23 protein-coding genes are annotated in these 23,888 nt (G+C 73.1%); 14 read left to right on the forward strand and 9 right to left on the reverse strand.

Annotated features, from left to right (window positions below; translation table 11 throughout):
• Positions 1-85 precede the first annotated feature (85 nt).
• The 5 genes from ACFQGU_RS10070 to ACFQGU_RS10090 all read left to right on the forward strand — a co-directional run bounded on the left by ACFQGU_RS10070 (position 86) and on the right by ACFQGU_RS10090 (position 4,435).
• Complete coding sequence (locus tag ACFQGU_RS10070; protein WP_386766249.1) at positions 86-1,339, forward strand: Rieske 2Fe-2S domain-containing protein; 1,254 nt, start codon at positions 86-88, stop codon at positions 1,337-1,339.
• The gene (locus ACFQGU_RS10075) at positions 1,332-1,628 is read left to right on the forward strand and encodes a hypothetical protein (protein ID WP_386766251.1); all 297 of its coding nucleotides are present in this window, start codon (positions 1,332-1,334) and stop codon (positions 1,626-1,628) included. Before ACFQGU_RS10070 ends, ACFQGU_RS10075 begins: the two co-directional genes overlap by 8 nt.
• Positions 1,629-1,642: 14 nt before the next feature.
• Positions 1,643-2,395 carry a 2-keto-4-pentenoate hydratase gene (locus ACFQGU_RS10080; protein ID WP_386766253.1) on the forward strand — a complete coding sequence of 251 codons (753 nt, stop codon included), beginning with the start codon at positions 1,643-1,645 and terminating at the stop codon, positions 2,393-2,395.
• Positions 2,392-3,036: an HAD family hydrolase gene (locus tag ACFQGU_RS10085; protein ID WP_386766255.1), complete on the forward strand. Its 645-nt coding sequence runs from the start codon at positions 2,392-2,394 to the stop codon at positions 3,034-3,036. The genes ACFQGU_RS10080 and ACFQGU_RS10085 overlap by 4 nt, the downstream gene beginning before the upstream one ends.
• Positions 3,037-3,100: 64 nt before the next feature.
• Positions 3,101-4,435, forward strand: a complete 1,335-nt coding sequence (locus tag ACFQGU_RS10090) for an FAD-dependent oxidoreductase (RefSeq protein ID WP_386766257.1) — start codon at positions 3,101-3,103, stop codon at positions 4,433-4,435.
• A gap of 58 nt (positions 4,436-4,493) precedes the next feature.
• On the opposite strand, the gene ACFQGU_RS10095 is transcribed toward ACFQGU_RS10090, so the two are convergent.
• The 6 genes from ACFQGU_RS10095 to ACFQGU_RS10120 form a co-directional block, all read right to left on the reverse strand.
• On the reverse strand, positions 4,494-5,006 hold the full coding sequence (locus ACFQGU_RS10095; RefSeq protein ID WP_386766259.1) for a beta-class carbonic anhydrase: 513 nt from the start codon (positions 5,004-5,006) through the stop codon (positions 4,494-4,496).
• A 76-nt stretch (positions 5,007-5,082) separates the two neighbouring features.
• Entirely contained in the window at positions 5,083-6,072 is a 990-nt protein-coding gene (locus ACFQGU_RS10100) for a sucrase ferredoxin (protein ID WP_386766261.1), read from the reverse strand.
• Positions 6,069-8,561, reverse strand: a complete 2,493-nt coding sequence (locus ACFQGU_RS10105) for a DNA gyrase/topoisomerase IV subunit A (protein ID WP_386766263.1) — start codon at positions 8,559-8,561, stop codon at positions 6,069-6,071. Before ACFQGU_RS10105 ends, ACFQGU_RS10100 begins: the two co-directional genes overlap by 4 nt.
• A gap of 93 nt (positions 8,562-8,654) precedes the next feature.
• Positions 8,655-9,068: a hypothetical protein gene (locus ACFQGU_RS10110; RefSeq protein ID WP_386766265.1), complete on the reverse strand. Its 414-nt coding sequence runs from the start codon at positions 9,066-9,068 to the stop codon at positions 8,655-8,657.
• 96 nt (positions 9,069-9,164) lie between these two features.
• Positions 9,165-10,106 (reverse strand): carbohydrate kinase family protein, encoded by a 942-nt coding sequence (locus ACFQGU_RS10115; RefSeq protein WP_386766267.1) that lies wholly within the window; start codon positions 10,104-10,106, stop codon positions 9,165-9,167.
• Entirely contained in the window at positions 10,103-11,005 is a 903-nt protein-coding gene (locus ACFQGU_RS10120; RefSeq protein WP_386766269.1) for a pseudouridine-5'-phosphate glycosidase, read from the reverse strand. The genes ACFQGU_RS10115 and ACFQGU_RS10120 overlap by 4 nt, the downstream gene beginning before the upstream one ends.
• A gap of 43 nt (positions 11,006-11,048) precedes the next feature.
• Here ACFQGU_RS10120 and ACFQGU_RS10125 point away from each other — a divergent pair, with 43 nt between their 5' ends.
• The 5 genes from ACFQGU_RS10125 to ACFQGU_RS10145 all read left to right on the forward strand — a co-directional run bounded on the left by ACFQGU_RS10125 (position 11,049) and on the right by ACFQGU_RS10145 (position 17,462).
• Entirely contained in the window at positions 11,049-13,865 is a 2,817-nt protein-coding gene (locus ACFQGU_RS10125; protein ID WP_386766271.1) for a bifunctional acetate--CoA ligase family protein/GNAT family N-acetyltransferase, read from the forward strand.
• 60 nt (positions 13,866-13,925) lie between these two features.
• On the forward strand, positions 13,926-15,224 hold the full coding sequence (locus tag ACFQGU_RS10130; protein WP_386766273.1) for an MFS transporter: 1,299 nt from the start codon (positions 13,926-13,928) through the stop codon (positions 15,222-15,224).
• 4 nt (positions 15,225-15,228) lie between these two features.
• Positions 15,229-15,816 (forward strand): DUF5998 family protein, encoded by a 588-nt coding sequence (locus ACFQGU_RS10135; protein ID WP_386766275.1) that lies wholly within the window; start codon positions 15,229-15,231, stop codon positions 15,814-15,816.
• Between the two features lie 138 nt (positions 15,817-15,954).
• Positions 15,955-16,611, forward strand: coding sequence for a thymidine kinase (locus tag ACFQGU_RS10140; RefSeq protein ID WP_386766277.1), 657 nt, complete (start codon positions 15,955-15,957; stop codon positions 16,609-16,611).
• Positions 16,608-17,462, forward strand: coding sequence for a sulfurtransferase (locus ACFQGU_RS10145; protein ID WP_386766279.1), 855 nt, complete (start codon positions 16,608-16,610; stop codon positions 17,460-17,462). The genes ACFQGU_RS10140 and ACFQGU_RS10145 overlap by 4 nt, the downstream gene beginning before the upstream one ends.
• A gap of 75 nt (positions 17,463-17,537) precedes the next feature.
• Here the strand turns inward: ACFQGU_RS10145 and sepH are convergent, their stop codons facing one another.
• Entirely contained in the window at positions 17,538-18,488 is a 951-nt protein-coding gene (sepH, locus tag ACFQGU_RS10150; RefSeq protein WP_386766281.1) for a septation protein SepH, read from the reverse strand.
• Positions 18,489-18,596: 108 nt separating this feature from the next.
• Entirely contained in the window at positions 18,597-19,829 is a 1,233-nt protein-coding gene (locus ACFQGU_RS10155; RefSeq protein ID WP_386766283.1) for an MFS transporter, read from the reverse strand.
• Between the two features lie 58 nt (positions 19,830-19,887).
• Here ACFQGU_RS10155 and ACFQGU_RS10160 point away from each other — a divergent pair, with 58 nt between their 5' ends.
• The 3 genes from ACFQGU_RS10160 to ACFQGU_RS10170 all read left to right on the forward strand — a co-directional run bounded on the left by ACFQGU_RS10160 (position 19,888) and on the right by ACFQGU_RS10170 (position 22,883).
• Positions 19,888-20,976 carry a ferrochelatase gene (locus tag ACFQGU_RS10160; protein ID WP_386766285.1) on the forward strand — a complete coding sequence of 363 codons (1,089 nt, stop codon included), beginning with the start codon at positions 19,888-19,890 and terminating at the stop codon, positions 20,974-20,976.
• Between the two features lie 54 nt (positions 20,977-21,030).
• Positions 21,031-21,858 (forward strand): inositol monophosphatase family protein, encoded by an 828-nt coding sequence (locus ACFQGU_RS10165; protein WP_386766287.1) that lies wholly within the window; start codon positions 21,031-21,033, stop codon positions 21,856-21,858.
• Between the two features lie 176 nt (positions 21,859-22,034).
• Positions 22,035-22,883 (forward strand): SDR family NAD(P)-dependent oxidoreductase, encoded by an 849-nt coding sequence (locus ACFQGU_RS10170; protein ID WP_386766289.1) that lies wholly within the window; start codon positions 22,035-22,037, stop codon positions 22,881-22,883.
• On the opposite strand, the gene ACFQGU_RS10175 is transcribed toward ACFQGU_RS10170, so the two are convergent.
• Positions 22,880-23,398 (reverse strand): gamma carbonic anhydrase family protein, encoded by a 519-nt coding sequence (locus tag ACFQGU_RS10175; protein ID WP_386766291.1) that lies wholly within the window; start codon positions 23,396-23,398, stop codon positions 22,880-22,882. The two genes, ACFQGU_RS10170 and ACFQGU_RS10175, sit on opposite strands and share 4 nt — an antisense overlap.
• Before the next feature lie 188 nt (positions 23,399-23,586).
• On the opposite strand from ACFQGU_RS10175, the gene ACFQGU_RS10180 reads away from it, so the two are divergent.
• Entirely contained in the window at positions 23,587-23,883 is a 297-nt protein-coding gene (locus tag ACFQGU_RS10180) for a DUF4193 domain-containing protein (protein WP_386766293.1), read from the forward strand.
• Positions 23,884-23,888: the final 5 nt, after the last annotated feature.

Here is a 23,888-nt window from a genome sequence, read left to right on the forward strand (position 1 = left end):
CCGGATCGGCCCCCCAGGCCGGATGCTCCGTCAGACTTCTTCCCAGCACTTCCCCAGCACCGCCGCAGCACACCGGAGGAACCGCATGCTCACCGTGGAGCAGAACAACGAGCTCACGCAGATCGGCCCGGGCACGCCCATGGGCGAGCTGCTCCGGCGCTACTGGTACCCCATCGCGTTCGAGCAGGACTTCGACACCGTCCCGTCCAAGACGGTGCGGCTGCTCAGCGAGGACTGGACGCTCTACAAGACCCCGAGCGGCAAGTACGGGATCATCGGCGAGAAGTGCGCGCACCGCCGCGCCTCGCTCACCTACGGCGTCGTCCACGAGGACGGCATCCGGTGCGGCTACCACGGCTGGAAGTACGACTTCGACGGCCAGTGCACCGAGCAGCCGGCCGAGGCCGACAACCAGAACTTCCGCGACCGCGTGAAGATGAAGTCGGGCAAGGCGCAGCCGATGGGCGGCCTGGTCTGGGTGTACGTCGGTCCCGACCCCGCGCCCGAGCTTCCGCGCTTCGACGTGTTCGTGAAGGCCGGCGTCCGCGACGTCGGCTACACGGTCATCCCGTGCAACTGGCTCCAGATCATGGAGAACTCCGTCGACCCGCACCACGTCGAGTGGCTGCACGGCTACTACTTCAACTTCCTCGGTGAGACCAACGGCTTCGAGGCTCCCAAGGCCTTCCAGAAGAAGCACATGAAGACCGGCTTCGACGAGATGGAGTGGGGCATCCTCAAGCGCCGCGTGCTCGAGGGCGGCACCGAGGAGAACGACGACTGGAAGATCGGCCACCCGCTCGTCTTCCCGTTCTACATGCGCGTCGGCGGCGCCTACATCGACCAGATGCAGATCCGCGTGCCGATCGACGAGACCCACACCTGGAAGCTCTTCTACTCCACGCACAACCCGGGAGAGAAGCTCACCACCCAGGAGCGCCCGCACGTGTACGAGTACCTCTGGAAGGACGAGGAGGGCCGGTTCATCACCGACTACATCGAGGGCCAGGACGTCATGGCCTGGGTGTCGCAGGGTGAGATCACCGACCGCACCCAGGAGCACCTCGGACGTTCGGACGCCGGTGTGGCGCTGCTGCGCAAGATGTTCAAGGAGAACATGCGCAAGGTGGCCAACGGCGAGGACCCGATCGGCACCGTCCGCTACAAGCACGACATCATCAATCTGCCCTGCGAGAAGGACAAGTTCGGCGCCGAGCGCACCTTCGCGGCAGCCTGGATCAACGGCGGCTCGATGCGGTACAGCCCGATCAAGGACGAGCTCCTGGCACTGCACGAGTCCTACTGGTCCGACCTGGAGAAGGCCGAAGCTGGTGCCTGACGAGCGATCCGAGGTGGTGGCGCGGGCTGCTGACGCCGCGCCGCTGCCGGACGACCCGCACGAGCTGCCCGACCCCGGGCAGTGGTTCGCACCGGACGCCGAGCGGCACTACCTCGACCGGCCGAAGTTCTGCCCGATGTGCGCGGCTTCGATCGGCGAGCACGGCGGGATCACGACCGAGTACTGGACCGGCGACACCCGCAACTTCATGACCTGGTGCGGGGAGTGCGGCTGGTTCGGCGAGGTGGTGCGGTTCGACCGCGTCACGATCATGGAGGAGGAGCACTGAACCCGGTCGCCGGCGTGGATGTCGAGTCCGCTGCCGAGCTGCTGGACGGTGCCCACCTGCGCGGTGTGCTGCTCGAGGCCGTCGACGTGCGCGTAGGCGGCCTCGCTGCGGCGTACGGCGTCCAGGACGCGCTCACGGCGCGCCGGATCGCCCGCGGCGCGACCCGGGTCGGGTGGAAGCTCGGGTACACCTCCGCCGTGATGCGTGCGCAGATGGGGATCTCCGAGCCCAACTTCGGTCCGCTGCTGTCGAGCATGCTGGTCGACGCGGTGGACGACCGGTTCGTGCAGCCGCGGGTCGAGCCGGAGATCGCGCTGGTCCTCGGCAGCGACCCCGGGCCCGGTGCGGGGATCGACGACGTCCTCGGCGCCTGCCGCTCGGCGCGCGTGGCGCTGGAGGTCGTCGACTCGGTCTGGACCGGCTACTCCTTCGACCTCGAGCACAACACCGCCGACGGGTCGTCGGCCGCCGGGGTGGTGCTGGGCGAGGTGATCCCGCTCGACCGGCTCGACGAGGTGGCGGTGACGATGCAGGTCGACGGCGTGGAGGTTGCCCACGGCCGCGGTGCCGACGCGTCGGGGCACCCGGCCCTCGGGATCGCATGGCTCAGCGCGCGCCTCGCCGAGCGAGGGCTGGCGCTGCACGACGGCGACGTCGTCATCACCGGGGGGCTGACGGCGGCGTACCCGCTCGACCGGGGGTCGACGGTGGCGGCCACGTTCGCCCATGACGGGTTCGGCTCACGAACGGTGGAGGTCTCGCGGTGACGGCGCTCGTGCTCGACTTCGGCGGCCCGGTGCTACGCACGCCGTTCGAGCTGCTGCGCGGCGCCGAGACGCGGTTGGGGCTCGCCGACGGCGCGCTCGGCTGGACCGGGCCGTTCGATCCGTCCGTGGACGAGGACTGGCGGCTCATGCAGGGGCATGCGATCACCGAGCGCGACTACTGGCAGCGCAAGGCCGACGAGTTCGCGGCTCTCACGGGGCGCGAGGCGTCGTTCCGTGGCCTCATGGACGTGCTCTTCGACGCGCCCGAGCAGGAGCTCGTGCGGCCCGAGGCGCGGCGCCTCGCCGAGGACGCGCGGGGCGCCGGGATCCCGGTCGCCGTGTGCACCAACGACATGCAGGCCTTCCATGGCCTCGAGTGGGTCCAGCGCAACGAGTTCCTGAAGCTTGTCGACGTGCTCGTCGACGGCTCGGTCGAGCACATCCTCAAGCCGGACCCACGGATCTACCTCATGGTGGTGGAACGGCTCGGCCTCGCCGCGGCGGACTGCGTCTTCGTCGACGACCAGCCCGGCAACGTGGCCGGTGCCGAGGCCGTGGGCATGCCGAGCGTGTGGTTCGACGTCACGGAGCCGTCGTCGTCGTACGCCGAGGCGCGCGCGCTGCTCGGGCTGGGTGCCTAGAGATGGCGGCGACGCGGACCGGTCTCGGCGCCTGCGCGGGGCACGTATGTGGTGGGATCGGCTCGTGACCTTCCGTGCAGCCGTCGTCGGCGCCGGGCCCTCGGGCCTGTACGCGGCCGACGCCCTCGCCTCCGCCGGTGTGAACGTCGACGTCATCGAGCGGCTCCCCGTCCCGTTCGGGCTCGTGCGCTACGGCGTCGCGCCCGACCACTTCTCCATCCGGTCGGTGCGCGACACCCTCGCCAAGGTGCTCGCGCGGCCCGAGGTGCGGCTGCTGGCGGGCGTCGAGGTGGGCGCAGACGTCACGGTCGACGAGCTCGTCGCGGCGTACGACGCCGTGGTGCTGACCTACGGCGCCTCGCGCGACCGGCACCTCGACGTGCCGGGCGAGGACCTGCCGGGCAGCGTCGCGGCCACCGACCTCGTGAACTGGTACTGCGGCCACCCGGACGCCGACCGCGAGCGCATCGAGGCGTCGCTGCGCGGCGTGACGAGCGCCGTCGTCGTCGGCGTGGGCAACGTGGCGGTCGACGTCGCGCGCGTGCTCGTCGCTCCGGCCGATCGGCTGGCGGCGACCGACATGCCGCAGCACGTGCTCGACGTGCTGGCCTGCACCGGCATCACCGACGTGCACGTGCTCGGCCGGCGTACCGCTGCGCACGCCAACTGGACCACGAAGGAGCTGCGCGAGCTCGGCGAGCTCGACGGCGTCGACGTCGTCTGCGGCGCGGCCGAGCTCGTGTCCGAGCCTGTGGCCGACAGGCTCGACGCGGAGGACCGCGTGGTGCACCGCAACCTCGAGGTGCTGCACGAGTGGTCGCACCGCTCGCCCACCGGGGCGCCGAGGCGGATCCACCTGCACTTCCACGCGCGTCCGGCAGAGCTGCGCGGCACCGACCGTGTCGAGACGATGGTGGTCGAGCGCACGCAGGTCGACGACGACGGCAGCGCGCACGGCACCGGCCAGACCTGGGAGCTTCCCGCGCAGCTCGTGATCCGGTCGGTCGGCTATCGCGGCCTGCCGCTCGAGGGCGTGCCGTTCGACCCTCGGCGCAACGTCGTGCGCAACGACGAGGGCCGCGTCGTCGACGAGGCCGGTGCGCAGGTGCCGGGGCTCTACGTCGCCGGATGGATCAAGCGGGGCCCCAGCGGGATCATCGGCACCAACAAGAAGGATGCCGGCGCGACCGTGGCGCACCTGCTCGAGGACCTCGACGGTGCGGCCGAGCGCGGCGGCGACGGCGTCGTGCCCCTGCTGGCCTCGCGCGGCGTCACGCCGGTGGGCCTGTCCGGCTGGGAGTCGATCGACGCCGCCGAGCGCGCGCTCGGCGCCACCCAGGGCCGCGACCGCACCACGCTGCACACCCGCGACGCCCTGGTCGCCGCCGCCCGCCCCTGACCGATTCGGTAGTGGAATCTCGCGGCAGAGTGCGAGATTCCACTACCGAATCGGGGGTTCAGACGTCGCGGGGGAGGAGACGGCCGGTCTGCACGTCGTAGACCGCGCCGGCGACCGCGAGGTCCTTCGGCAGCAGGGGGTAGGCGCGGATCCGCCGCACGTCGAGCGCGAGCGCGGCCTCCTGGTCGTCGACCGTGCGGAACTCCACCGAGGCGGTCTCCACGCCGAACTCCTCGCGGATCGCGTCGTGGATCTGCTCCTCGGTGGCGTTCGCCATCTTGCAGTCGGTGTGCGGCATGACGAGCACGCGGTCGACGCCGAGGAGGTACGTCGCCAGCACGAGGGTGCGGAGCACGTCGTCGGTCACGCGGGCGCCGGCGTTGCGCAGGATCTTGACGTCGCCGTGCTTCATGCCGACGAGCGCGAGCGGCTCGATCCGGCTGTCCATGCACGTGATGATCGCGAGCCCCTGGGCGGCGCGGCCTCCGAGCTCGGAGGGGGTGTAGCGCGCGGAGTAGGCGCTGTTGCCGGCGAGCACGTCGGCGAAGGTGTCACCCGGGAACATGGTCATGCCGACGACGATACAAGAACGGACGTTCCTCTTTCCTTGTCGGGGTCGTCGCGTCCCGAGGCGTTCGGCGTCGGGCTCAGGCCCAGGGCTCCGCGGCCACCGGCTCGTCGGCCGCCCACGACACCACCGGCACGGCGGCCTTGCCGCACGACTCGCTGCGATCGGGGAGCGCGGAGACCACGCGCCGCACCCGGACGGTCCAGGTGCGGCCGTCGACGTGGCGCACCTCGAGTTCGGCGACATCGTCCTGGCCGACGTACGACAGCGGCACCGGAGCGACGTGCTCGCCCACCCGACGCAGCACGTCGATGTCGTCGAGCCCGTCCACGTCGTGACCGAGGCGTACGGCGATCGCGGCCGACTGGGCCGGAGCAGCCGCCGAGCTACGACCACGCAGGTGGCCCATGGCGCCGATCCGGCCCGAGGACGCGGCGTCGAGCACCTCGGTCGCAGCGGCGAGGTCGAGGCGGCCGAAGACGTTGCCCGAGGGCAGCAGCATCGCGGTGGGTGCGAAGCGGTGGCCGCCGAGGTGGTTCACCTCGAGGACACGGCCCGCGTGCGCACCAGCCGCAAGCCCTTCTGCCAGAGGCAGCCCCGCGATCGCGCAGCAGCGGTCGCGGCGCGAGTTGGTGCAGACGAGCAGGAGCGGCGAGTCGTCCTTGGTGCCCCACGGCGGCAGCTGGCCGTGCGCGGCGTCGCGCATGACGTCGGGCAGCTCGGGCCGCAGCAGCACGGAGTCCTGAAGAACGCCGCTGCGCATGCGCACGCCGCCGGGCGCGCTGTGGGCGAACCAGAAGCGCCGGCTGGTGGTCTCCTCGTGCGCGTCGGCGTGCCGACCCGTGGTCCGCGCGAGCAGCACGGCGGTGCGGGTTCCTTCGATCGCGCGCGATAGCGCGGCGCCGACCTCGGCCGGCAGGTGCGAGTCGGTGAGGGCGACGCGGCCGTAGGGACCCGGCTGCTCGAGCACGAGCCACGCGCGGGCGAGCGGCGCCGTGCCCGGCATCGGCTCGGCGAGCCGGGCCGAGACGACCGAGCAGCGCTGGTCGTCGGTCACAGGGGTGCTCACGCGGACGGCTCCGGGGCGGCGGGGGTCGCCGGGCGGGGGCCGCCCGGCTCGAGCGGGCCGCCGACCGCAGCCACCGGCTTGGAGGTGGGCAGGCCTGAGCCGTCGCGACGCGGGTCGATCGGCGGCAGCGGCGCCGGCCCGCCCTGCGGCGTGGCCGCGCGAGCGGGCGCCGGGCCCACCCAGGCGACGAGCAGGGTGTCCTCGCCCTTGAGGAACCGCTGGGCGCGGACGCCGCCGGTGGCGCGGCCCTTGCCGGGGTACTCCGAGAACGGCGTCACCTTGACCGTCGCGCCCGACGTGCCCGGCAGCGCGCTCGTGCTGCCCGCGGCCGTGACGACGACAGCCTCGCGCGCGGGGTCGACCGCGCCGAACCACAGCACGCGCGCGGAGTCGTCGAGCCGCACGCCGGCCATGCCGCCGGCGGGCCGCCCCTGCGGACGGACGGCGGATGCCGGGAAGTGCAGCAGCTGCGCGTCGGTCGTGACGAAGACCAGCTCCTCGTCGCCGGTGGTGAGCTCCACCGCGCCGACGACGCGATCGCCGTCGTCGAGCCGGATGACCGACCACTGGTCGGACGACGACGGCACGTCCGGCGCCACCCGCTTCACGACACCGCCGGCAGTGCCGAGCGCGAGCCCCGGGCCCTCGCCGGTGACCGAGCAGAGCCCGACGGGCTGCTCGCCCTTGTCGAGCTCGACGAGCGCGCCGAGCGGCACGCCTCCGGCGAGCGACGGCGCGCCGTGGGTGGGCGGCAGCGTCGGCATCTCGAGCACGGGCAGGCGGAGCACCCGGCCGGTGCTGGTCACGAGGCCGACGTGGCCGCGCGCGGTGGTGCGGACGGCGGCGGAGATCACGTCGTGCGCGCCGCGCTCGCCGTCGGCCGGCAGCTCGCGGTCGTCGGTGGTGCGTGCGAGCAGACCGGTGCTCGACATGAGGACCACGCACGGGTCGTCGGCCACCTCGAGCGGCACGGCGGCGGCCTTGGTGGGCGCACCCGACCCCTCGAGCAGCACCGTGCGACGCGGCGTGCCGTGCTCCTTGGCCACCGCGGCGAGCTCGTCGCTCACCACGCGGCGCAGGCGCTTCTCGTCGTCGAGGATCTCGGTGAGCTCGGCGATGCGCGCCCGCAGCTCGTCGCGCTCGCTCTCGAGCTCGAGCCGGCTGAACTTCGTGAGACGGCGCAGCGGCATCTCGAGGATGTACGTCGCCTGCGCGTCGGACAGGTCGAACACCTGGATCAGCCGCACCTTGGCGGCGGCGGAGTCGTCCGACGACCGGATGAGCGCGATGACCTCGTCGATGTCGAGGATCGCGACCAGGAGGCCGTCGACGAGGTGCAGGCGCTCCTCGGCCTTGCGGCGGCGGTAGAGCGAGCGACGCCGCACGACGTCGAGCCGGTGCGCGACGAACACCTCGAGCATGTCCTTCAGCCCGAGCGTGCGCGGCTGGCCCTCGACGAGGGAGACCGCGTTGATGTTGAACGAGTCCTCCATCGGTGTGAGCGCGTAGAGCTGCTCGAGCACCGCCTCGGGGACGAAGCCGTTCTTCACCTCGATCACGAGGCGCAGCCCGGACTCCATGTCGGAGAAGTCGTCGACGGCGGCGATGCCCGTGAGCTTCTTGGCGTCCACCGCCTCCTTGATGCGCTGGATCACCTTCTCGGGGCCGACGTTGTACGGCAGCTCGGTGACGACGATGCCCTTGCGCCGCGGCGTCACGCTCTCCACGTGCGCGGTCGCGCGGACCCGGAAGGCGCCGCGTCCGGTCTCGTACGCCTCGCGCACGCCGTCGAGGCCGATGATCCGGCCGCCGCTCGGGAGGTCCGGTCCGGGCACGAAGCCCATCAGGTCGTCGAGCGTGGCCTTCGGGTGCGCGATCAGGTGGCGCGCGGCCGCGACGACCTCGACGAGGTTGTGCGGCGCGATGTTGGTGGCCATGCCGACCGCGATGCCGGATGCGCCGTTCACGAGCAGGTTGGGGATGGCGGCCGGCAGCACGACGGGCTCGTTCTCGCGGCCGTCGTAGTTGGGCGCCATGTCGACGACGTCCTCGTCGAGCGAGGCCGTCATGAGCAGGGCGCTCTGGGCGAGACGGCACTCGGTGTAGCGCATGGCCGCAGGGCCGTCGTCGAGCGAGCCGAAGTTGCCATGGCCGTCCACGAGCGGCAGCCGCAACGAGAACGGCTGCGCCATGCGCACGAGGGCGTCGTAGATCGCGGTGTCGCCGTGCGGGTGGTACTTGCCCATGACGTCGCCGACCACGCGCGAGCTCTTCACGTGCCCGCGGTCGGGCCGCAGGCCCATCTCGGACATCCCGAACAGGATGCGCCGCTGCACCGGCTTGAGGCCGTCGCGGGCGTCCGGGAGCGCGCGCGAGTAGATGACGGAGTAGGCGTACTCGAGGAACGATCCCCGCATCTCGTCAGAGACGTCGATGTCGACGATCTTCTCCGGGACGTCCGGTGGCGGTGTGGTCGTGCGACGGGCCATGCGGGACTGCACTGCTCCTGCGGTCGAGGTGGTCGGGGGCCAGGGTCTGGGTCTCTGCGGTCCGGGTGACAGCAGCCTCCATCATGCGCCTGCTCAGCGCACCGTCTGCCTCCGGACGTCCGCGGCCACGGCCGCGACCAGCAGCAGGAGGAACCCGGTGATCGCGGCGCCGTAGGCGCCGATGCGGATGGCGGACAGCGGCACGCCGCCGGTGCTGTCGAGGGCGTTGACGAGGATCCACGCGCTCGGGACGGCGACCGCGAGCAGCGCGCCGATCACGACCAGGGCGCGCAGGTTCGTGAGGGCGCCGAGCAGGGCGACGCCGGCGGCGATCGTGAGGGGCAGGCCCATCGAGGCGAGCCACCCGGTCGCGCCGACCTCACCCGGCGAGAGCACGCTGCGCCAGGGGATGTCGATGCCGGTCACGTCCCCCACCCACGGCAGGAACTGGCAGCCCGCCACGACGAGGGCGAGCAGCAGCGCGACGACGCGTGCGAGCGACTTCATGCGCGGATCCTCCCAGGTCCGGGGCATCCGCGGCGGAACCTGGGTGGCGTCCTCACCGTGTCGCGCCGCCCACGGTCACCCACCGTGCCGCCGGTGTCACGGGCGGGCGCCGACGCGCGCCACGACCCGCGCCGCGGCTCGGTTGCCGCGCCCCAGCGCCACCTCGAGGTCGACGCCGTCGCACCAGGCGGGCAGGAATCCGGCCGCGAACGCGTCGCCGGCACCGGTGGTGTCGACGACGTCCACCGGGACGGCCGGCGCGTGGGCCTCGCCCTGCTCGCTGTCGACGGCGAGCGAGCCGCGCGAGCCCAGCTTCACCACGACGGTCGCAGCCGCGGAGCGCAGGGCCAGCGCGGCCTGCCGCGCACCGTCGAGCGCGGCGGCGGTGCTCTCGTCGTGCTGCGGCGCGGGCAGCCCCGCGAGCAGGGCGGCCTCCTCCTCGTTGGCGAGCAGGACGTCGACGCCGGAGATCCACGAGAGGAACCGTGCGGCGCCGGTGTCGGCGAGCGGACCCACCGAGGCGACGTCGACGCTCGTGGTCATGCCGCGCAGGCGCGCCCGGTCGAGGGCGGACAGCCCTGCCATGCGGCTGCTGTCGACCATGAGCATGTAGCCGGACAGGTGCAGGTGGCGGCCTGCGGCGAAGAGGCCGTCGGGAAGGTCCTGCGGCGTGAGGGCCTGATTGGCGCCAGGGTCGGGCACCATCGTGCGCTCGCCGTCCGGCATCACCAGCACGATGCAGGTGCCGGTGGGCCGCTGGGCGTCGACGGCGAGGGCGCAATCGACGCCGCCCTCCTCGAGCTCCATCCGCCCGGCGCGGCCGAGGAGGTCGTCGCCGATCCTGCCCACGAACGTGGTCGTGTGGCCGTCGTGGGCCAGCCACGCAGCGGTGTTGGCAGCGGCCCCGCCGCCCATGACCCGTACGTCGGCCGGGGTGTCGGTGCCCTCGCGCAGGGCGCCGGGGAGCGAGGCGACGACGTCGGTCATGTACTGGCCGACCGACACGTACCGGCGGTCGGGGTGCGGCGCGCGGCTCATGCCGCTGCGGCGACGGCGATCGCGGCGGCGAGCACGGCGTTGCTGCGCACCAGCGCCACGTTGACCTCGAGGCTGCGGCCCTTGGTCGCGGTGTGGAAGAACTCGAGCAGGAACGGCGTGACGTCCTTGCCGCGCACGCCCGCCTGGTCGGCGGCCGCGAGACCGGCTACGAGCACGCTGTCGTGCAGGGTGCGGTCGAGCTCGTCCTCCGGCGCGACCGGGTTGCAGACGATGACGCCGGCGTCGCACTCGAGCGCCGAGCGCGCGTGCATCACGGCCGCGACCTCGGCGGGGTCGTCGACCCGCCAGTCGACGGCGAACCCGGAGTCGGCGAGGTAGAAGCCGGGGAAGCGGTCGGTGCGGTAGCCCAGCACCGGCACGTTGAGGGTCTCGAGGCGCTCGAGGGTGGCGGCGACGTCGAGGATCGACTTCACCCCGGCGCAGACGACCGTCACGGGCGTGGTCGAGAGCGTGGTCAGGTCGGCCGACTCGTCCCACGTGTCACGTGCACCGCGGTGCACGCCGCCGAGGCCGCCGGTGGCGAAGACCAGGATGCCGGCCAGATGGGCGAGGTGGGAGGTGGCCGCGACGGTGGTGGCACCGTTCCCGCGCTTGGCCACGAGCGTGCCGAGGTCGCGGACGCTGACCTTCACGACCGAGTCGTCCTCGGCAACCGTGCGCAGGGCGTCGTCGTCGAGCCCGATCCGGGGGATGCCGTCCACCACCGCGATGGTCGCGGGGACGGCGCCGCCGGAGCGCACGGAGTCCTCGATCTCGCGCGCCACCCGCAGGTTGTCCGGGCGGGGGAGGCCGTGGCTGATGATCGTGGACTCGAGGGCGACCACGGGTCGGCCCGACTCGAGGGCGTCGGCGACCTCGGGGTGGATCTGCAGGTGCATGGATGAAAGGTAACGGGAACCCCCGGCGCACTACGTTGGGGCCGTGCCAGACGAACCCGAGGTCGCCGAGCCGCCCGAGCACTGGGAGGCGGACGTCGTCCTGCGGGACGGGCGCACCGCGAGGCTGCGGCCGATCCGGCCCTCCGACGCCGAGCGGCTCGCCGAGTTCCACCGGTCGCTGTCCGAGGAGACCATCTACTACCGGTTCTTCGCGCCGTACCCGGAGCTGACGCCGCGCGACCTCACCCGGTTCACGACGGTCGACCACCACGACCGCGTGGCGTTCGTCGCGTTGACGGGCGACGACATCATCGGGGTCGGCCGCTTCGACCGGGTGGACGAGCGCGACGCCGAGGTCGCCTTCGTCATCCGCGACGCGCACCAGGGCCGCGGCCTGGGGTCGGTGCTGCTCGAGCACCTGGCCGCCGCCGCCCGCGAGCTCGGAGTACGGCGCTTCGTCGCCGAGGTGCTTCCCACCAACCGCCGGATGCTGGCGACGTTCGAGGAGGCGGGCTACCACCCCTCGCACAAGATGGAGGACGGCGTCGTGTCGCTGGCCTTCGACCTCGAGCCGACGGAGTCGTCGGTGGCCGTGCGCCTGGCCCGCGAGCATCGCGCCGAGTCGCGCAGCGTCGCCGCCCTCGTGGCGCCCGAGTCGCTCGTGGTGGTCGGCGCGAGCCGCGACCCGCGCTCGCTGGGCAACCGCGTGCTGCGGCACCTGCTCGAGGGCGGATACACCGGCCGCCTGTCGGCGGTGAACCGCGCCGCCGTCGAGGAGGGGGTGCAGGTCCTCGGGGTGCCGACGTACGCCTCGGTGTCCGAGATCCCCGAGCCCGTCACCCTGGCGCTGCTCGCTGTGCCGCACGACGAGGTCGACGCCGTGGTCGACGACTGCGCGGCCGCCCGGGTGCGCGGACTGCTGGTGGTGGCATCCGGCTACAGCGAGAGCGGTCCGGACGGCGTCGCCCGCCAGCGGGCGCTGGTGCGCAAGGCGCGCGGCAACGGCATGCGGGTGATCGGGCCCAACGCGCTCGGCATCGTCAACACCGACCCGGCCGTCTCGATGAACGCCTCGCTCGCGCCGAAGCTCCCGGGCCACGCGCCGATCGGGTTCTTCAGCCAGAGCGGGGCGCTCGGGGGCACGATCCTCGCCCGCGCAGTGCGCCGCGGCCTCGGCGTCTCGACGTTCGTGTCGGCGGGCAACCGCGCCGACGTCAGCGGCAACGACCTGCTGCAGTACTGGGAGGACGACGAGCAGACGTCGGTCGTGCTCCTCTACCTCGAGAGCGTGGGCAACCCGCGCAAGTTCACGCGCATTGCGCGCAGGCTGTCGCGCACCAAGCCGGTCGTCGCGATGCGCACGGGCCGATCCACCCAGGCCTACCCGATCGGGCACGCCATCCGCCGGACGACGCTGCCGGTGGCCGCGGTCGACTCGATGTTCGCCCAGGCGGGCATCGTGGAGGTCGAGTCGCTGGGGGAGATGTTCGACGTCGCGGGGCTGCTCGCCTACCAGCCGCTGCCGGCGGGACGACGCGTCGCGATCGTGGGCAACTCCGACGCCCTCGCGGTGCTCGCGGGCGACGCGTGCGAGGGCGCCGAGCTCGACGTCGTCGGCGAGCCGATGACTCTGCGCAGCGACTGCACGCCCCAGGATCTCGCCCGCGCTCTGGCCGCGGTGCTCGACGACCCTGCGGTCGACTCGGTGGTCGTGTCGCACGTGCCGACGCTCGGCCACGACGGCCGGGCCTGGGAGCGGGTCGTCGCCGAGACCGTGGTGCGCGGGGCAAAGCCGGTCGTGGCGGTGCTCGTGGCCGCGGAGGAGGAGAGCGGGCTGCTGGCCACGCCGGAGGGCGAGGCCGCGGATCTCGCGATGCCCGAGCACGGGTCGGTCCCGTTCTACGGCACCGTCGAGGACGCCGTGCGCGCGCTGCGCCGGGTCACGCGGTACGCCGAGTGGCGCGCACGACCGCTGGGCGACCTGCCCGAGTTCTCCGACATCGACCACAAGCGGGCGCGCGCGATCGTGGACCAGCTCGTGGGCGAGGAGCTCGACTCCGCTGAGGGCCCGGTGCCCAGCCTCACCGGCCGCGGCAGGGCGGGCGGCGGGCCCGCGGCCACCACGAACACCGCGCACGTGGACGACGACCCGGACGAGGTCGTGCTGTACGCCGAGGACCCCGACGACGACCTCACGCTGCTCCTCGAGCAGTACGGCATCCCGGTGTGGCCGGTGGTCGCCGTGACGAGTGCCGAGCAGGCGGTGGAGGTGGCCGACCGCATCGGCTACCCCGTGGTGCTGAAGACGCTCGACCCGCGCTTCTCCTCGCGCACGGACCTCGGAGGCCTGCGGCTCAACCTCGAGAACGAGCGGGCGGTGCGAACGGCGTTCCGGTCGATGTCGCTGAGCCTCGACCCCGAGGCCGCGGACCGGCTCGTGCTGCAGCACATGGCGACGCCCGGGGTGGCGTGCGTGGTCGGCTCTACCGAGGACCCGCTCTTCGGACCGGTGGTGTCGTTCGGGCTGGCCGGCATGGTGCCCGAGCTGCTCGGCGACCGCGGCTACCGCATCCCGCCGCTCACGGACACCGACGCGCACGACCTCGTCGACGCGCCGGGGGCCTCGCCGATGCTCAACGGCATCGGGGGCACCGAGCCCGTCGACCACGCCGCGATCGAGGACCTGCTGCTCCGGGTCGGGCAGCTCGCGGACGACGTGCCCGAGCTCGGCGACCTGCGGCTCGAGCCGGTGGTCGTGGCGGAGGAGGGCCTCGCCGTCCTCGGCGCGCGTGCGGTCCTGCGCAGGCCGCAGGCCCGTTCGGACGCCGAGGCGCGCCGGCTGGGCGTCGGCGACCTCTAGGCGGTCCGCTCGGGCCTAACGCAGTGGCACCGTGTCGGGGGTCTCTGATGGACTCGTGCCATGGACGGCGACGCGGTGCTGGAGCGGCCCGTCTCCATCCGTGAGGTGCTGAACCCGCCGATCATCCGGATGCTCGTCGGCATCGGCTGCTCGGCGCTCGGCGGCGGCCTCATCATGTCGCTGCTCGTGGTCTACCTCCACCAGGTCCGCGGCCTGCCGCTGCAGCTCGCCGGGCTGGTCCTCACGTTCCAGGCGCTGCTCGGCCTCGCCTTCTCTCCGCTGGTCGGTCTGGTGGTGGACCGCATCGGTCCCAAGCCCGTGCTGCTCACGGCCCTCGGCATCGAGGCGGTCGGCACCGTGGCCATCGGGTTCGCGGCGACCGCGCCGCAGGCGTTCCTCGCGGCCGGGATCATGGCCGTGGGCAACGCAGGGCTGTGGGCGCCGCAGGCCGCGATCCTGTCGCGGCTGACCACGCCAGAACGCCGCCAGCGCGTGTTCGGGCTGCAGTTCATGCTGCTCAACCTCGGCATCGGGCTCGGCGGCCTCGTGGGGGCGGTCGTCGTCGACGTCGACCGCCCGTGGACCTTCACGGTCCTGTACGCCGCCAACGCGGTGACGTTCCTGGCGTACGCCGTGGCGGTGGCGGGCGTGCGCGGGGTCAGCGGGCCGGAGGCGCACCCGCCGGAGGAGGGCGAGGACGGCCGGGGCGGCTACCTCCAGGTGCTCTCGGACCGTCGGCTGCGCCGGTACGTCCTCGGGGCGCTGCTGCTGCTCACCTGCGGCTACGGGTCGATGGAGGTCGGGATCCCGGTGTTCATGACCACCGAGGCCGGCCTGCCGATCAACGCGATCGGCATCGTGTTCTTCTTCAACACCCTCGTGATCGTGGTCGCGCAGGTGTGGGTCATCAAGCGCATCGAGGGGCGCTCGCGCTCGAAGGTGCTGCTGCTCGTGGCGGTGGCGTGGTCGGCGTGCTGGGTGCTGCTCGCGGCATCCTCGCTCGTGAGCGCCGTCGCCGCCGCAGTGGTCATCACGATCGGCGTCAGCATCTTCGCGGTGGGGGAGACGCTCTGGTCGCCGGTCGCGCCGTCGCTGGTGAACGACTTCGCCGCGCCGCACCTGCGGGGCCGGTACAACGCGGTGGGCGGCCTCGTCTGGAGCGTCGCCGGCGCGATCGGCCCTGCGTTCGCCGGTGCGCTGCTCGGAGCGGGCCTCGGCGTCCTCTGGGCGCTGCTCGTCGCGGGGGGCGCCCTCATCGCTGGCCTGGTGCTGCTGTCGCTGCGCCGGCTGCTCACCCCGGCCGAGGACGGCCGGACCGAGCCTGCCGCGTCCGGTGACCCGCTCGGGGTGCGAGGATGAGCGCATGTCGAACGACGCCACCCTCGCTCCGCGCCTGCGCGCCGACATCGAGCGCAGCGGCTACTACCCGGAGCTCGTGAGCGACACGCTCGACACCGCGCTCGCCAACGAGGCGGTCGTGGCGTACGTCGTGCACCACGAGGCCACCTTCGACCACGACGAGCTGCGCCGCCACGTCACCGTGCTCGCGCTCACCCCGACCCGGCTCATCGTCGGGCACACCGACGAGCACCCGGCCGACGAGACGTCGTCGCACGCGTACGCCACGGCGTCCACCGAGGCCGTGCGGATCGAGCGGATCGACTCCGTCGTCGTCACCCGCGTCGCAGCGGACGCCGCCAAGCACAAGAGGGGCGCCCCGGTCCGCGAGGTCGTGCTCACCATCGGGTGGGGCGCCGTCAGCCGCATCGACCTCGAGCCGGCCTCGTGCGGCGACCCGCAGTGCGATGCCGACCACGGCTACACGGGCACGGCGTCCAACGACGACCTCGCGCTGCGCGTGTCCGAGGCCGCCGACGGCGCCCCGGTGGTCGCCCAGACGCTGGAGTTCGCCGCGGCCCTGTCCCAGGCGACGGCGCACCGCACCCGCTGATCGGGGTGTCCCCGCCCGCGGCCGAGGCCCGGCAGGGATACTGGTGGCCTTCCCCGAGCACGAGCACGTGAGCACCACGTCCGACCCCCGCCCCCGGGCGCCGCTGGCCGCGGCGTCCGCCGTGCCTCGAGGAGCCGCATGGCCGAGCTGGTCTTCTTCTCCGGGACCATGGACTGCGGCAAGTCCACCCTGGCCCTGCAGACCGACCACAACCACGCGGCCCGAGGCCGCGCGGGCATCGTGTTCAGCCGGCTCGACCGGGCGGGGGAGGACACGCTCTCCAGCCGCCTGGGCCTCAAGGTGCCGGCGGTCGAGGTGTCGGCCGGGACCGACTTCTGGCAGCACGTGACCGACGTCCTCGCGGGCGGCGGCCGCGTCGACTACCTCATCTGCGACGAGGCCCAGTTCTACGAGCGCGAGCAGGTCGACCAGCTCGCCCGCATCGTCGACGAGCTCTCGATCGACGTCTTCGCCTTCGGCATCCTCACCGACTTCCGCACCGAGCTGTTCCCGGGGTCGCGGCGCCTCACCGAGCTCGCCGACAAGGTGCAGGTGCTGCAGGTGGAGGCCCTCTGCTGGTGCGGCCGCCGCGCCACGCACAACGCGCGCACGGTGAACGGCGTGATGGTGGTCGAGGGCGACCAGGTCGTGGTCGGCGACACCTTCAGCGCGGACGTCGTGGCGTACGAGGTGCTCTGCCGGCGCCACCACACCCGTCGGATGACGGCCGTGACCTCGATGCACGCCCACATGAGCCCGACCCCGCTGCCCTTCGACGAGCCCGCCCGCGCATGACCTTCCTCGTCGACGCGGTCGCGCTGGAGGCCGAGCTCGCCTCGGACCGTCCGCCGGTCCTGCTCGACACCCGGTGGAGCCTGTCCGGCCCGCCCGGTCGCGAGGTCTTCGCCGCGGGCCACCTGCCCGGCGCGGTCTTCGTCGACCTCGACGCGGATCTCGCCTCGCCGCCCGGTCGTGGGGGTCGGCACCCGCTGCCCGATCCCTCCCGGTTCGCGGCGGCCATGCGCCGGGCCGGTGTCACGCTCGACCGGCCGGTCGTCGTGATGGACGGCCGCGAGGGTTCGCAGGCCGCGCGGATGTGGTGGCTGCTGCGCCACCACGGCCACGACGACGTACGGCTGCTCGACGGCGGCCTCGCCGCCTGGGCCGACTCCGGGGGAGACGTGGCGACGGGCGAGGTGCTGCCGCCGTACGGCGACGACGGACCGCCCGACGGCGTGCGCTTCACCGCCGACCTCGCGCGGCTGCCGGTGCTCGACGCGGCCGGCGCGGCCGCGATGGCGCGCGACGGCGTGCTGCTCGACGCCCGCGCCGAGGCCCGCTACCTCGGCCGGACCGAGCCCATCGACCCCGTGGCCGGCCACATCCCGGGCGCCGTCTGCTTCCCGACCCTCGACCTCGTCGTGCCCGACGGCCGGTTCCTGCCGGCCGACGTGCTGCGCGTGCTGTTCGCGGGTGTCGACGTACGACCGGGCACGCCGGTGGGCGTCTACTGCGGCTCGGGCGTCACGGCCTCGCACGAGGTGCTGGCGCTCGCCGAGGCGGGCATCGAGGCGGCGCTGTACGCCGGATCCTGGTCCGACTGGATCACCGACCCCGCCCGACCCGTCGCCACGACCGAGCGCTAGCGCCTCACGCACGCAGGTGCCAGAAAGCCCTGGTGGTTTCTGGCACCTGCGTGGGTGAGACAGGCGTGGCGGGGATCAGCTCTCGGGGTCGCGGGCGCCGAAGAGGATCTCGTCCCAGCTCGGCACGCTGGCGCGCGGCTTGCTGCCCTTCTGGGCGTCGCCGACCGGGGGCGGGGTCTCGCGGGCGGCCTTGCGGCGGGCGCGGCGGGTCTGGCGGTTATCCGGGCGCTTGAGGCCAGGGAGAGTGTCGTAGAGGTCGTGCAGCGGCGACTCGTCCTCGGGCTCGATCGGCGGACGGTCCATGAGGTCGACGACGTCGGCGCTCGGCTCGTTCTCGACGATCGCGCTGAAGGCGGCGTCGGGGTCGACGTCCTCGTCGTCCCAGTGGTCGACGTCGTCAGCGCTCGGCAGGCCCACGAGGAACGGCCGGCCGTCGACGTTCACCTCCTCCGTAGCACGCTCGCCGAGCAGCCATGCGCTGGCGGTGTCGTCGGCCGACAGGGTGCGGACGCTGTTGTCGTAGATCCAGAGCGCGGCGGTGGCGCCGACGGCGACGGACTGGCGCGGCTCCCAGGAGGCGAGGACCGACCAGGTGCCGTCCTCGCGGCGCCAGGCGTCCCACTCGAGGGTGCCGGCGTCGACGCCGCCGCTCTCGAGCGCGGCCGCGACCGTCTCCTCGAGCGTGGCGGAGGTGCCGGCGGTGCGGAGCTCGGTGGAGCGGGCCTGGCCGGCCATGTGCTCGCGCTCGGCGAGCACCGGGCCGGCGAAGCGCATGACCCGCTCGACCGTGAGGCCGGAGGTCGCGGCGATGTCGTCGGGGGTCTGCCCGTGGCGCACCCGCATCTGGATGTCGCGGGGCGAGGTGCCGTCGAGCGCGATCTCGAGCTGGCCGAGGCGGCTCTTGTCGCGGCGGACGGCGGCCTCGAGCCGCTCGTCGCAGGGGACGGTGTAGCGCGTGCCGTCGGTGCTGCTGAGCACCAGGCTCGAGCCGTCCTCGCTGAGCCCGACGAACGCAAGGTCGCGCATCGGTCCTCCTGCCGTCCGGGCACCCGTCCCGGGCGCTGCCTCGTCAGTCTCGCCCGAGGAGGGCCCCGCGTCGAGGACCGCCACGCGGCCCGATGCCCCGATCGGGTCTCAGACGGGGTCTCCGTGGGCGTCCACGCCGTTGTCGGAGTCGGCACCCGCGAGCGAGCGCACGAGGTACGGCGTCCCCGCGGCACCGATGAGCGCCGCCATGATCGACGAGACCACGAGCACCCAGTAGGCCGTGGACGCGCCGTACGCGTCGATGATCGGTCCCGAGACCGAGGTGCCGGTGGCGAAGCCGACGGTGAGCCCGGCCATCACCACGGTGAGCCCCTCGGTGAGCCGCTGCGACGGCACGAGCCGCTCGACCAGCGCGAAGCCGGTGATGAGGCTGGGCGCCACTGCGAAGCCCGCGACGAAGGCGGCGACGCCGAGGAGCGCAGGCGACCCGATGAACGGGAACGGCACGGAGACGAGGGCGACGAGCAGGAGGTAGGTGCGGAACTGCGTGGGCAGCGGTGTGCGCAGGTGCAGCGCGCCCAGGGTGAGGCCTGCGATTCCGGAGCCGAGCGCGTAGAGGGCCAGGAGCAGACCGGTCCAGCCGCGCACGTCGTACTCCGCAGCGAACGCGACAGTGACCACCTCGGACGAGCCGAACACCGAGCCGACGAAGAAGAAGACGCCCACGATGAGGGGGACGCCGGCGTACCGGATCGCAGCCCGCCCGCCCACGTGCGCGTTGCCGGCGGCCGGCGGCTCGGTGGCGCGCAGCGGCGCGAGCAGGAGGGCGCCGATCGTGAGCAGCACGATGCTCGCGCCGATGGCGCCCCAGGTGACGAGCGAGATGGCGAGCAGCGTGGCCAGCGGGGGACCGGCGACGAACACGACCTCGTCGACGACGGACTCGAACGCGAACGCCGTGCGCACGTCCTTCGGCTCGTCGAGCACGTGCGCCCACCGGGCGCGGGCGAGCGACCCGAAGTTGGGCACCAGCGCCTCGCCGATCGCGAACGAGACGAACCATGTCCACACGGGGGCGTCGACCAGCACCAGCACGACGAACGTCAGCTGAAGCGTGACCGCGCCGGTGACGACCAGCGGCAGCACCCGGTGCTGGCTGTAGCGGTCGATGTAGCGCGCGACGAACGGGCCGACGAGCGCGTTCGCGAGCGCACCGGTCGCCGACACGGCGGCGGCCACGGTGTACGACTCGCCGCGCAGTGTGAGGAAGAGCACCACGCCGAGGCCGAGCATCGACATCGGCAGCCGCGCCACGAACGCCGCGAAGCTGAACCGGAACGTGCCGGGGCGACGCAGGAGGTCGAGGTACGGGCGCAGCACCCCGTGACGCTATCGACCGGGAGTGCGTGCCGACGAATCCGTTGCAAGGATCGGTGTCGTGACCCTCACCGGACCCCGTGGCTCGTACGACGCCCTCCTCCTCGTCTCGTTCGGCGGCCCGGAGGGCCCGGACGACGTCGTGCCGTTCCTCGAGAACGTCACGCGCGGCCGCGGGATCCCGCGCGAGCGCCTCGTCGAGGTGGGTGCGCACTACACGGCGTTCGGCGGCGTCTCGCCGATCAACCAGCAGAACCGGGACCTCCTCGCAGCGCTGCGCGCCGACCTCGCCGGCGCGGGCGTCGACCTGCCCGTCTACTGGGGCAACCGCAACTGGGACCCCTACCTCGCCGACGCGCTCCGCGAGATGCGCGACGACGGCATCACCTCGGCGATCTGCCTCATGACGAGCGCCTACTCGTCGTACTCCGGCTGCCGCCAGTACCGCGAGAACCTCGCGGACGCCGTCGCCGAGGTGGAGGCCGACGGCCAGGGCCCGGCTCCGCGCCTGGACAAGCTCAGGCACTTCTTCGACCACCCCGGGTTCGTCGACCCGATGGTCGACTCGGTCGTCGCCTGCGTCGAGCGGCTCGCGGCGGACGGCGTCGCGTCGCCGCGCCTCGTGTTCACCACGCACTCCATCCCGACGGCGTCCGCCGACACCTCGGGCCCCGAGGGCGGGGCGTACGTCGCCCAGCACCGCGAGGTCGCGGCGCTCGTCGCGGCCGCGGCGGCGCGACGGGTCGAGGTGCAGGAGGGTTGGGACCTCGTCTACCAGTCGCGGTCCGGCGCCCCGCAGATCCCGTGGCTCGAGCCCGACATCAGCGACCACCTGGCGGCGCTGAGGTCCGATGGCGTGCCCGGCGTGGTGATCGTGCCTATCGGCTTCGTGAGCGACCACATGGAGGTCGTGTGGGACCTCGACACCGTGGCGCTCGAGGACGCCAGGGCGCTGGGCCTCCCTGCGCTGCGATCGGCGACGGTGGGCACCGACCCGCGGTTCGTCGCGATGGTGCGCGAGCTCGTCCTCGAGCGGGTGGGAGCTGCCGAGCCGCGGTCCCTGTCGCCGCTCGGCCCGATGCACGACGTCTGCCCCGGCACCTGCTGCCCCAACCCTCGCGGGGAGCGGCCGGCGCTGTGCCAGATGTGACGGGACGGGTCTGACGGGCCGGGTCTGGCGGGCCAGGTCTGACAGGATCGCGGCATGGACATCGAGTACGACCCCCTCCTGCTCGACGAGCTGCACGACCTCGCCATCGCTGCTGCACGGGAGGCGGGCGCGCTGGTCCTCGAGGGCCGGCGCGGCCGGATCGAGGTCGCGGCCACGAAGTCCAGCGCCACCGACGTCGTCACCGAGATGGACCGCCACTGCGAGGCGCTCCTCGTCGACCGCCTGCTGTCCCAGCGCCCCGACGACGGCGTGCTCGGGGAGGAGGGCTCGTCCCACATCGGCTCGACCGGTGTCCGCTGGGTGCTCGACCCCATCGACGGCACCGTCAACTACCTCTACGGCCTGCCCGAGTGGGGCGTGTCGGTGGCGGCCGAGATCGACGGGATCGTCGTCGTCGGGGTGGTCGAGGTGCCGGCCCTGGGGGAGTCGTACGTCGCGGTGGTCGGCCGCGGCGCACGCCTGCACGACCGGTACGGCGTGCACGACCTCCGGGTGAACGATCCGGTGCCGCTCGCGCAGGCGCTCGTGGCGACCGGCTTCGGCTACCGGGTCGAGCGGCGGGTGGCCCAGGCACGCGTCGTCGAGCAGGTCGTCCCGCGGGTGCGCGACATCCGGCGCGGAGGCGCCTGCAGCGTCGACCTCTGCTCGGTCGCGGCCGGTCGGGTGGATGCGTACTACGAGCGCGGGCCCATGGCCTGGGACCTCGCGGCGGGCGGCCTCGTCGCCACCGAGGCGGGCGCGCGGCTCGAGGGGCTGCGCGGCGCGCAGGCCGGCGAGGACCTCATCGTCGCAGCCGGTCCGGCACTGTTCCCCGAGCTGCACGACCTGCTGGCAGACCTCCGGGCCGACACGGACGACTAGCGCGGGGTCAGCCTCGCGGCACGAGCGCCGGAGCGAGGAGAGCTCCGTGGCCTGTCCGTGCGCGCCTGGTCATGACCTGCGCCCCCTTCGTCCAGTCCGGGTGTCGTCGGGCGTGGGCCCGCGTCGTGAACGGGGCTCGTGATCGAGAGCGAGAACTGAGGGTGGAGAGTGGTGCCATGACGACAACGAGAGGTGCGGCCCTCGTGACCGGCTGCTCCACCGGCATCGGCCGTGCGACGGCCCTCGCGCTCCACGAGGCGGGGCTGGCCGTCGTAGCGACCGCCCGGCGCGCGGAGACGCTCGCGGACCTCGCTGCCCTCGGCATCGAGACCCTCGCTCTCGACGTGACGTCGGAGGAGTCGATGACCGAGGCGGTCCGTGCGGTGGAGGAGCGGCACGGGCACGTGTCGGTGCTCGTCAACAACGCCGGCTACGCCCTGCAGGGGCCGGTCGAGGAGACGGCGATCGAGGCCGTTCGCGACCAGTTCGAGACCAACGTGGTCGGCCTCGTCCGGCTGACCCAGCTCGTGCTCCCCGGGATGCGCGCGGCGGGAGCCGGCAGGGTGGTGAACATCGGCTCGATGGGTGGCCGGTTCACCTTCCCGGGCGGTGGTTTCTACCACGCCAGCAAGCACGCGGTGGAGGCGGTGAGCGACGCGCTCCGCCTGGAGGTCGCACCGTTCGGCGTCACGGTCGTGCTCATCCAGCCCGGCCCGGTGCATTCGGCCTTCGTCGACGCAGCGATCGCCACGCTCGACACGGGAGCCGGCCCCTACGCCGAGTTCCGCGGCGAGCTGGCCGAGCGCTACCGCCAGGCGTACGACGGATCCGGCTCGAACCTCGAGATCACGCCCGAGACGGTGGCCGCCGTCGTGGTGAGGGCGGCGACGTCGAGCCGTCCGCGCGCACGCTATGCCGTGGGCCTGATGGCCAAGGCGCTCATCACCATGCGCCGCCTCCTGCCCGACGCCGCCTGGGACGGGATCATCCGGCGCGTGTGGCCGACGCCGCAGGCGCCGCGCTAGTCGAGGCGCTTGAGCTCGGCGCGGTACCAGTGACCGTTCTGCACGTACTTCGCGACGGCGTGCCCGAACGCCCCCTCGGCGACGGCGTCCTCGCGGATCCTCACCGGCACCCCGAGCGCCATGGCACGCGAGGGGACCTCGGTGCCGTTGGGCACGAGCGCCGACGCCCCGATCAGCGCACCGCGGCGTACCACCACCCGGTGCAGCACCACCGAGCCGGAACCCACGAGGCAGTCGTCCTCGATCGTGCATCCTTCGAGGTGGGCGTTGTGCCCGACGACGCAGCGGTCGCCGATGATCGTCGGGTTGTCCTCCGTGCAGTGGACGACGGTCCCGTCCTGCACCGAGGTCCGGGCACCCACCACGATGCGCCCGTGGTCGCCGCGCAGGACCGCTGTCGGCCAGACGGTCGACTCGGGACCGATGGTGACGTCGCCGATGACGACCGCGTCCGGGTGGACGAACGCGCTGGGGTCGATCGAGGGGATCCGGTCGCCGAGGGCGTAGACGGGCACAGGTACCTCCGGGGTGACGGGCGGGCGGGCGTGTGAGCCATCCCACCACCTCCGCGTACGGAGCCTCGCGCCGGCTGGGATGATTCCGCGCGTCAGCGCTGTTTGGGCCGCTGCAGCACCCCCGCTGCGTCCCGGAGGACGACGTCGGGCACGGCACGGACCGCACGCGTAGAGGACGAGACTGACTGATGGCAACCGATTACGACGCACCCCGCAAGACCGACGACGAGCTCGCCGAGGACTCCCTCGAGGAGCTGAAGGCGCAGCGCGCCACCAAGGCCGCCTCCAGCGTCGACGTGGACGAGGTCGAGCTCGCCGAGAACCTCGAGCTGCCCGGCGCGGACCTGTCGGACGAGTCGCTCACCGTCCGGGTGATCCCGCGGCAGGCGGACGAGTTCACCTGTGTGAAGTGCTTCCTGGTGCACCACCGCAGCCAGCTGGCCAAGGAGACCGCCGACGGGCCCGTGTGCCGCGACTGCGCCTAGGCACG

The sequence above is a fragment of the Longivirga aurantiaca genome (assembly GCF_042660085.1).
GTDB lineage: Bacteria > Actinomycetota > Actinomycetes > S36-B12 > CAIYMF01 > Longivirga > Longivirga aurantiaca.

What these genes read in the sequence shown, in the direction of transcription:
- ACFQGU_RS10070 (WP_386766249.1), top strand. Translation starts at nt 86, where the DNA reads ATGCTCACCGTGGAGCAGAACAACGAGCTCACGCAGATCGGCCCGGGC.
- sepH (WP_386766281.1), bottom strand. Translation starts at nt 18,488, where the DNA reads ATGCGCGACCTTGCGTTCGTCGGGCTCAGCGAGGACGGCTCGAGCCTG.
- ACFQGU_RS10095 (WP_386766259.1), bottom strand. Translation starts at nt 5,006, where the DNA reads ATGACCATGTTCCCGGGTGACACCTTCGCCGACGTGCTCGCCGGCAAC.
- ACFQGU_RS10105 (WP_386766263.1), bottom strand. Translation starts at nt 8,561, where the DNA reads ATGGCCCGTCGCACGACCACACCGCCACCGGACGTCCCGGAGAAGATC.
- ACFQGU_RS10110 (WP_386766265.1), bottom strand. Translation starts at nt 9,068, where the DNA reads ATGAAGTCGCTCGCACGCGTCGTCGCGCTGCTGCTCGCCCTCGTCGTG.
- ACFQGU_RS10170 (WP_386766289.1), top strand. Translation starts at nt 22,035, where the DNA reads ATGACGACAACGAGAGGTGCGGCCCTCGTGACCGGCTGCTCCACCGGC.
- ACFQGU_RS10135 (WP_386766275.1), top strand. Translation starts at nt 15,229, where the DNA reads ATGTCGAACGACGCCACCCTCGCTCCGCGCCTGCGCGCCGACATCGAG.
- ACFQGU_RS10165 (WP_386766287.1), top strand. Translation starts at nt 21,031, where the DNA reads ATGGACATCGAGTACGACCCCCTCCTGCTCGACGAGCTGCACGACCTC.
- ACFQGU_RS10140 (WP_386766277.1), top strand. Translation starts at nt 15,955, where the DNA reads ATGGCCGAGCTGGTCTTCTTCTCCGGGACCATGGACTGCGGCAAGTCC.
- ACFQGU_RS10120 (WP_386766269.1), bottom strand. Translation starts at nt 11,005, where the DNA reads ATGCACCTGCAGATCCACCCCGAGGTCGCCGACGCCCTCGAGTCGGGC.
- ACFQGU_RS10130 (WP_386766273.1), top strand. Translation starts at nt 13,926, where the DNA reads ATGGACGGCGACGCGGTGCTGGAGCGGCCCGTCTCCATCCGTGAGGTG.
- ACFQGU_RS10180 (WP_386766293.1), top strand. Translation starts at nt 23,587, where the DNA reads ATGGCAACCGATTACGACGCACCCCGCAAGACCGACGACGAGCTCGCC.
- ACFQGU_RS10115 (WP_386766267.1), bottom strand. Translation starts at nt 10,106, where the DNA reads ATGAGCCGCGCGCCGCACCCCGACCGCCGGTACGTGTCGGTCGGCCAG.
- ACFQGU_RS10145 (WP_386766279.1), top strand. Translation starts at nt 16,608, where the DNA reads ATGACCTTCCTCGTCGACGCGGTCGCGCTGGAGGCCGAGCTCGCCTCG.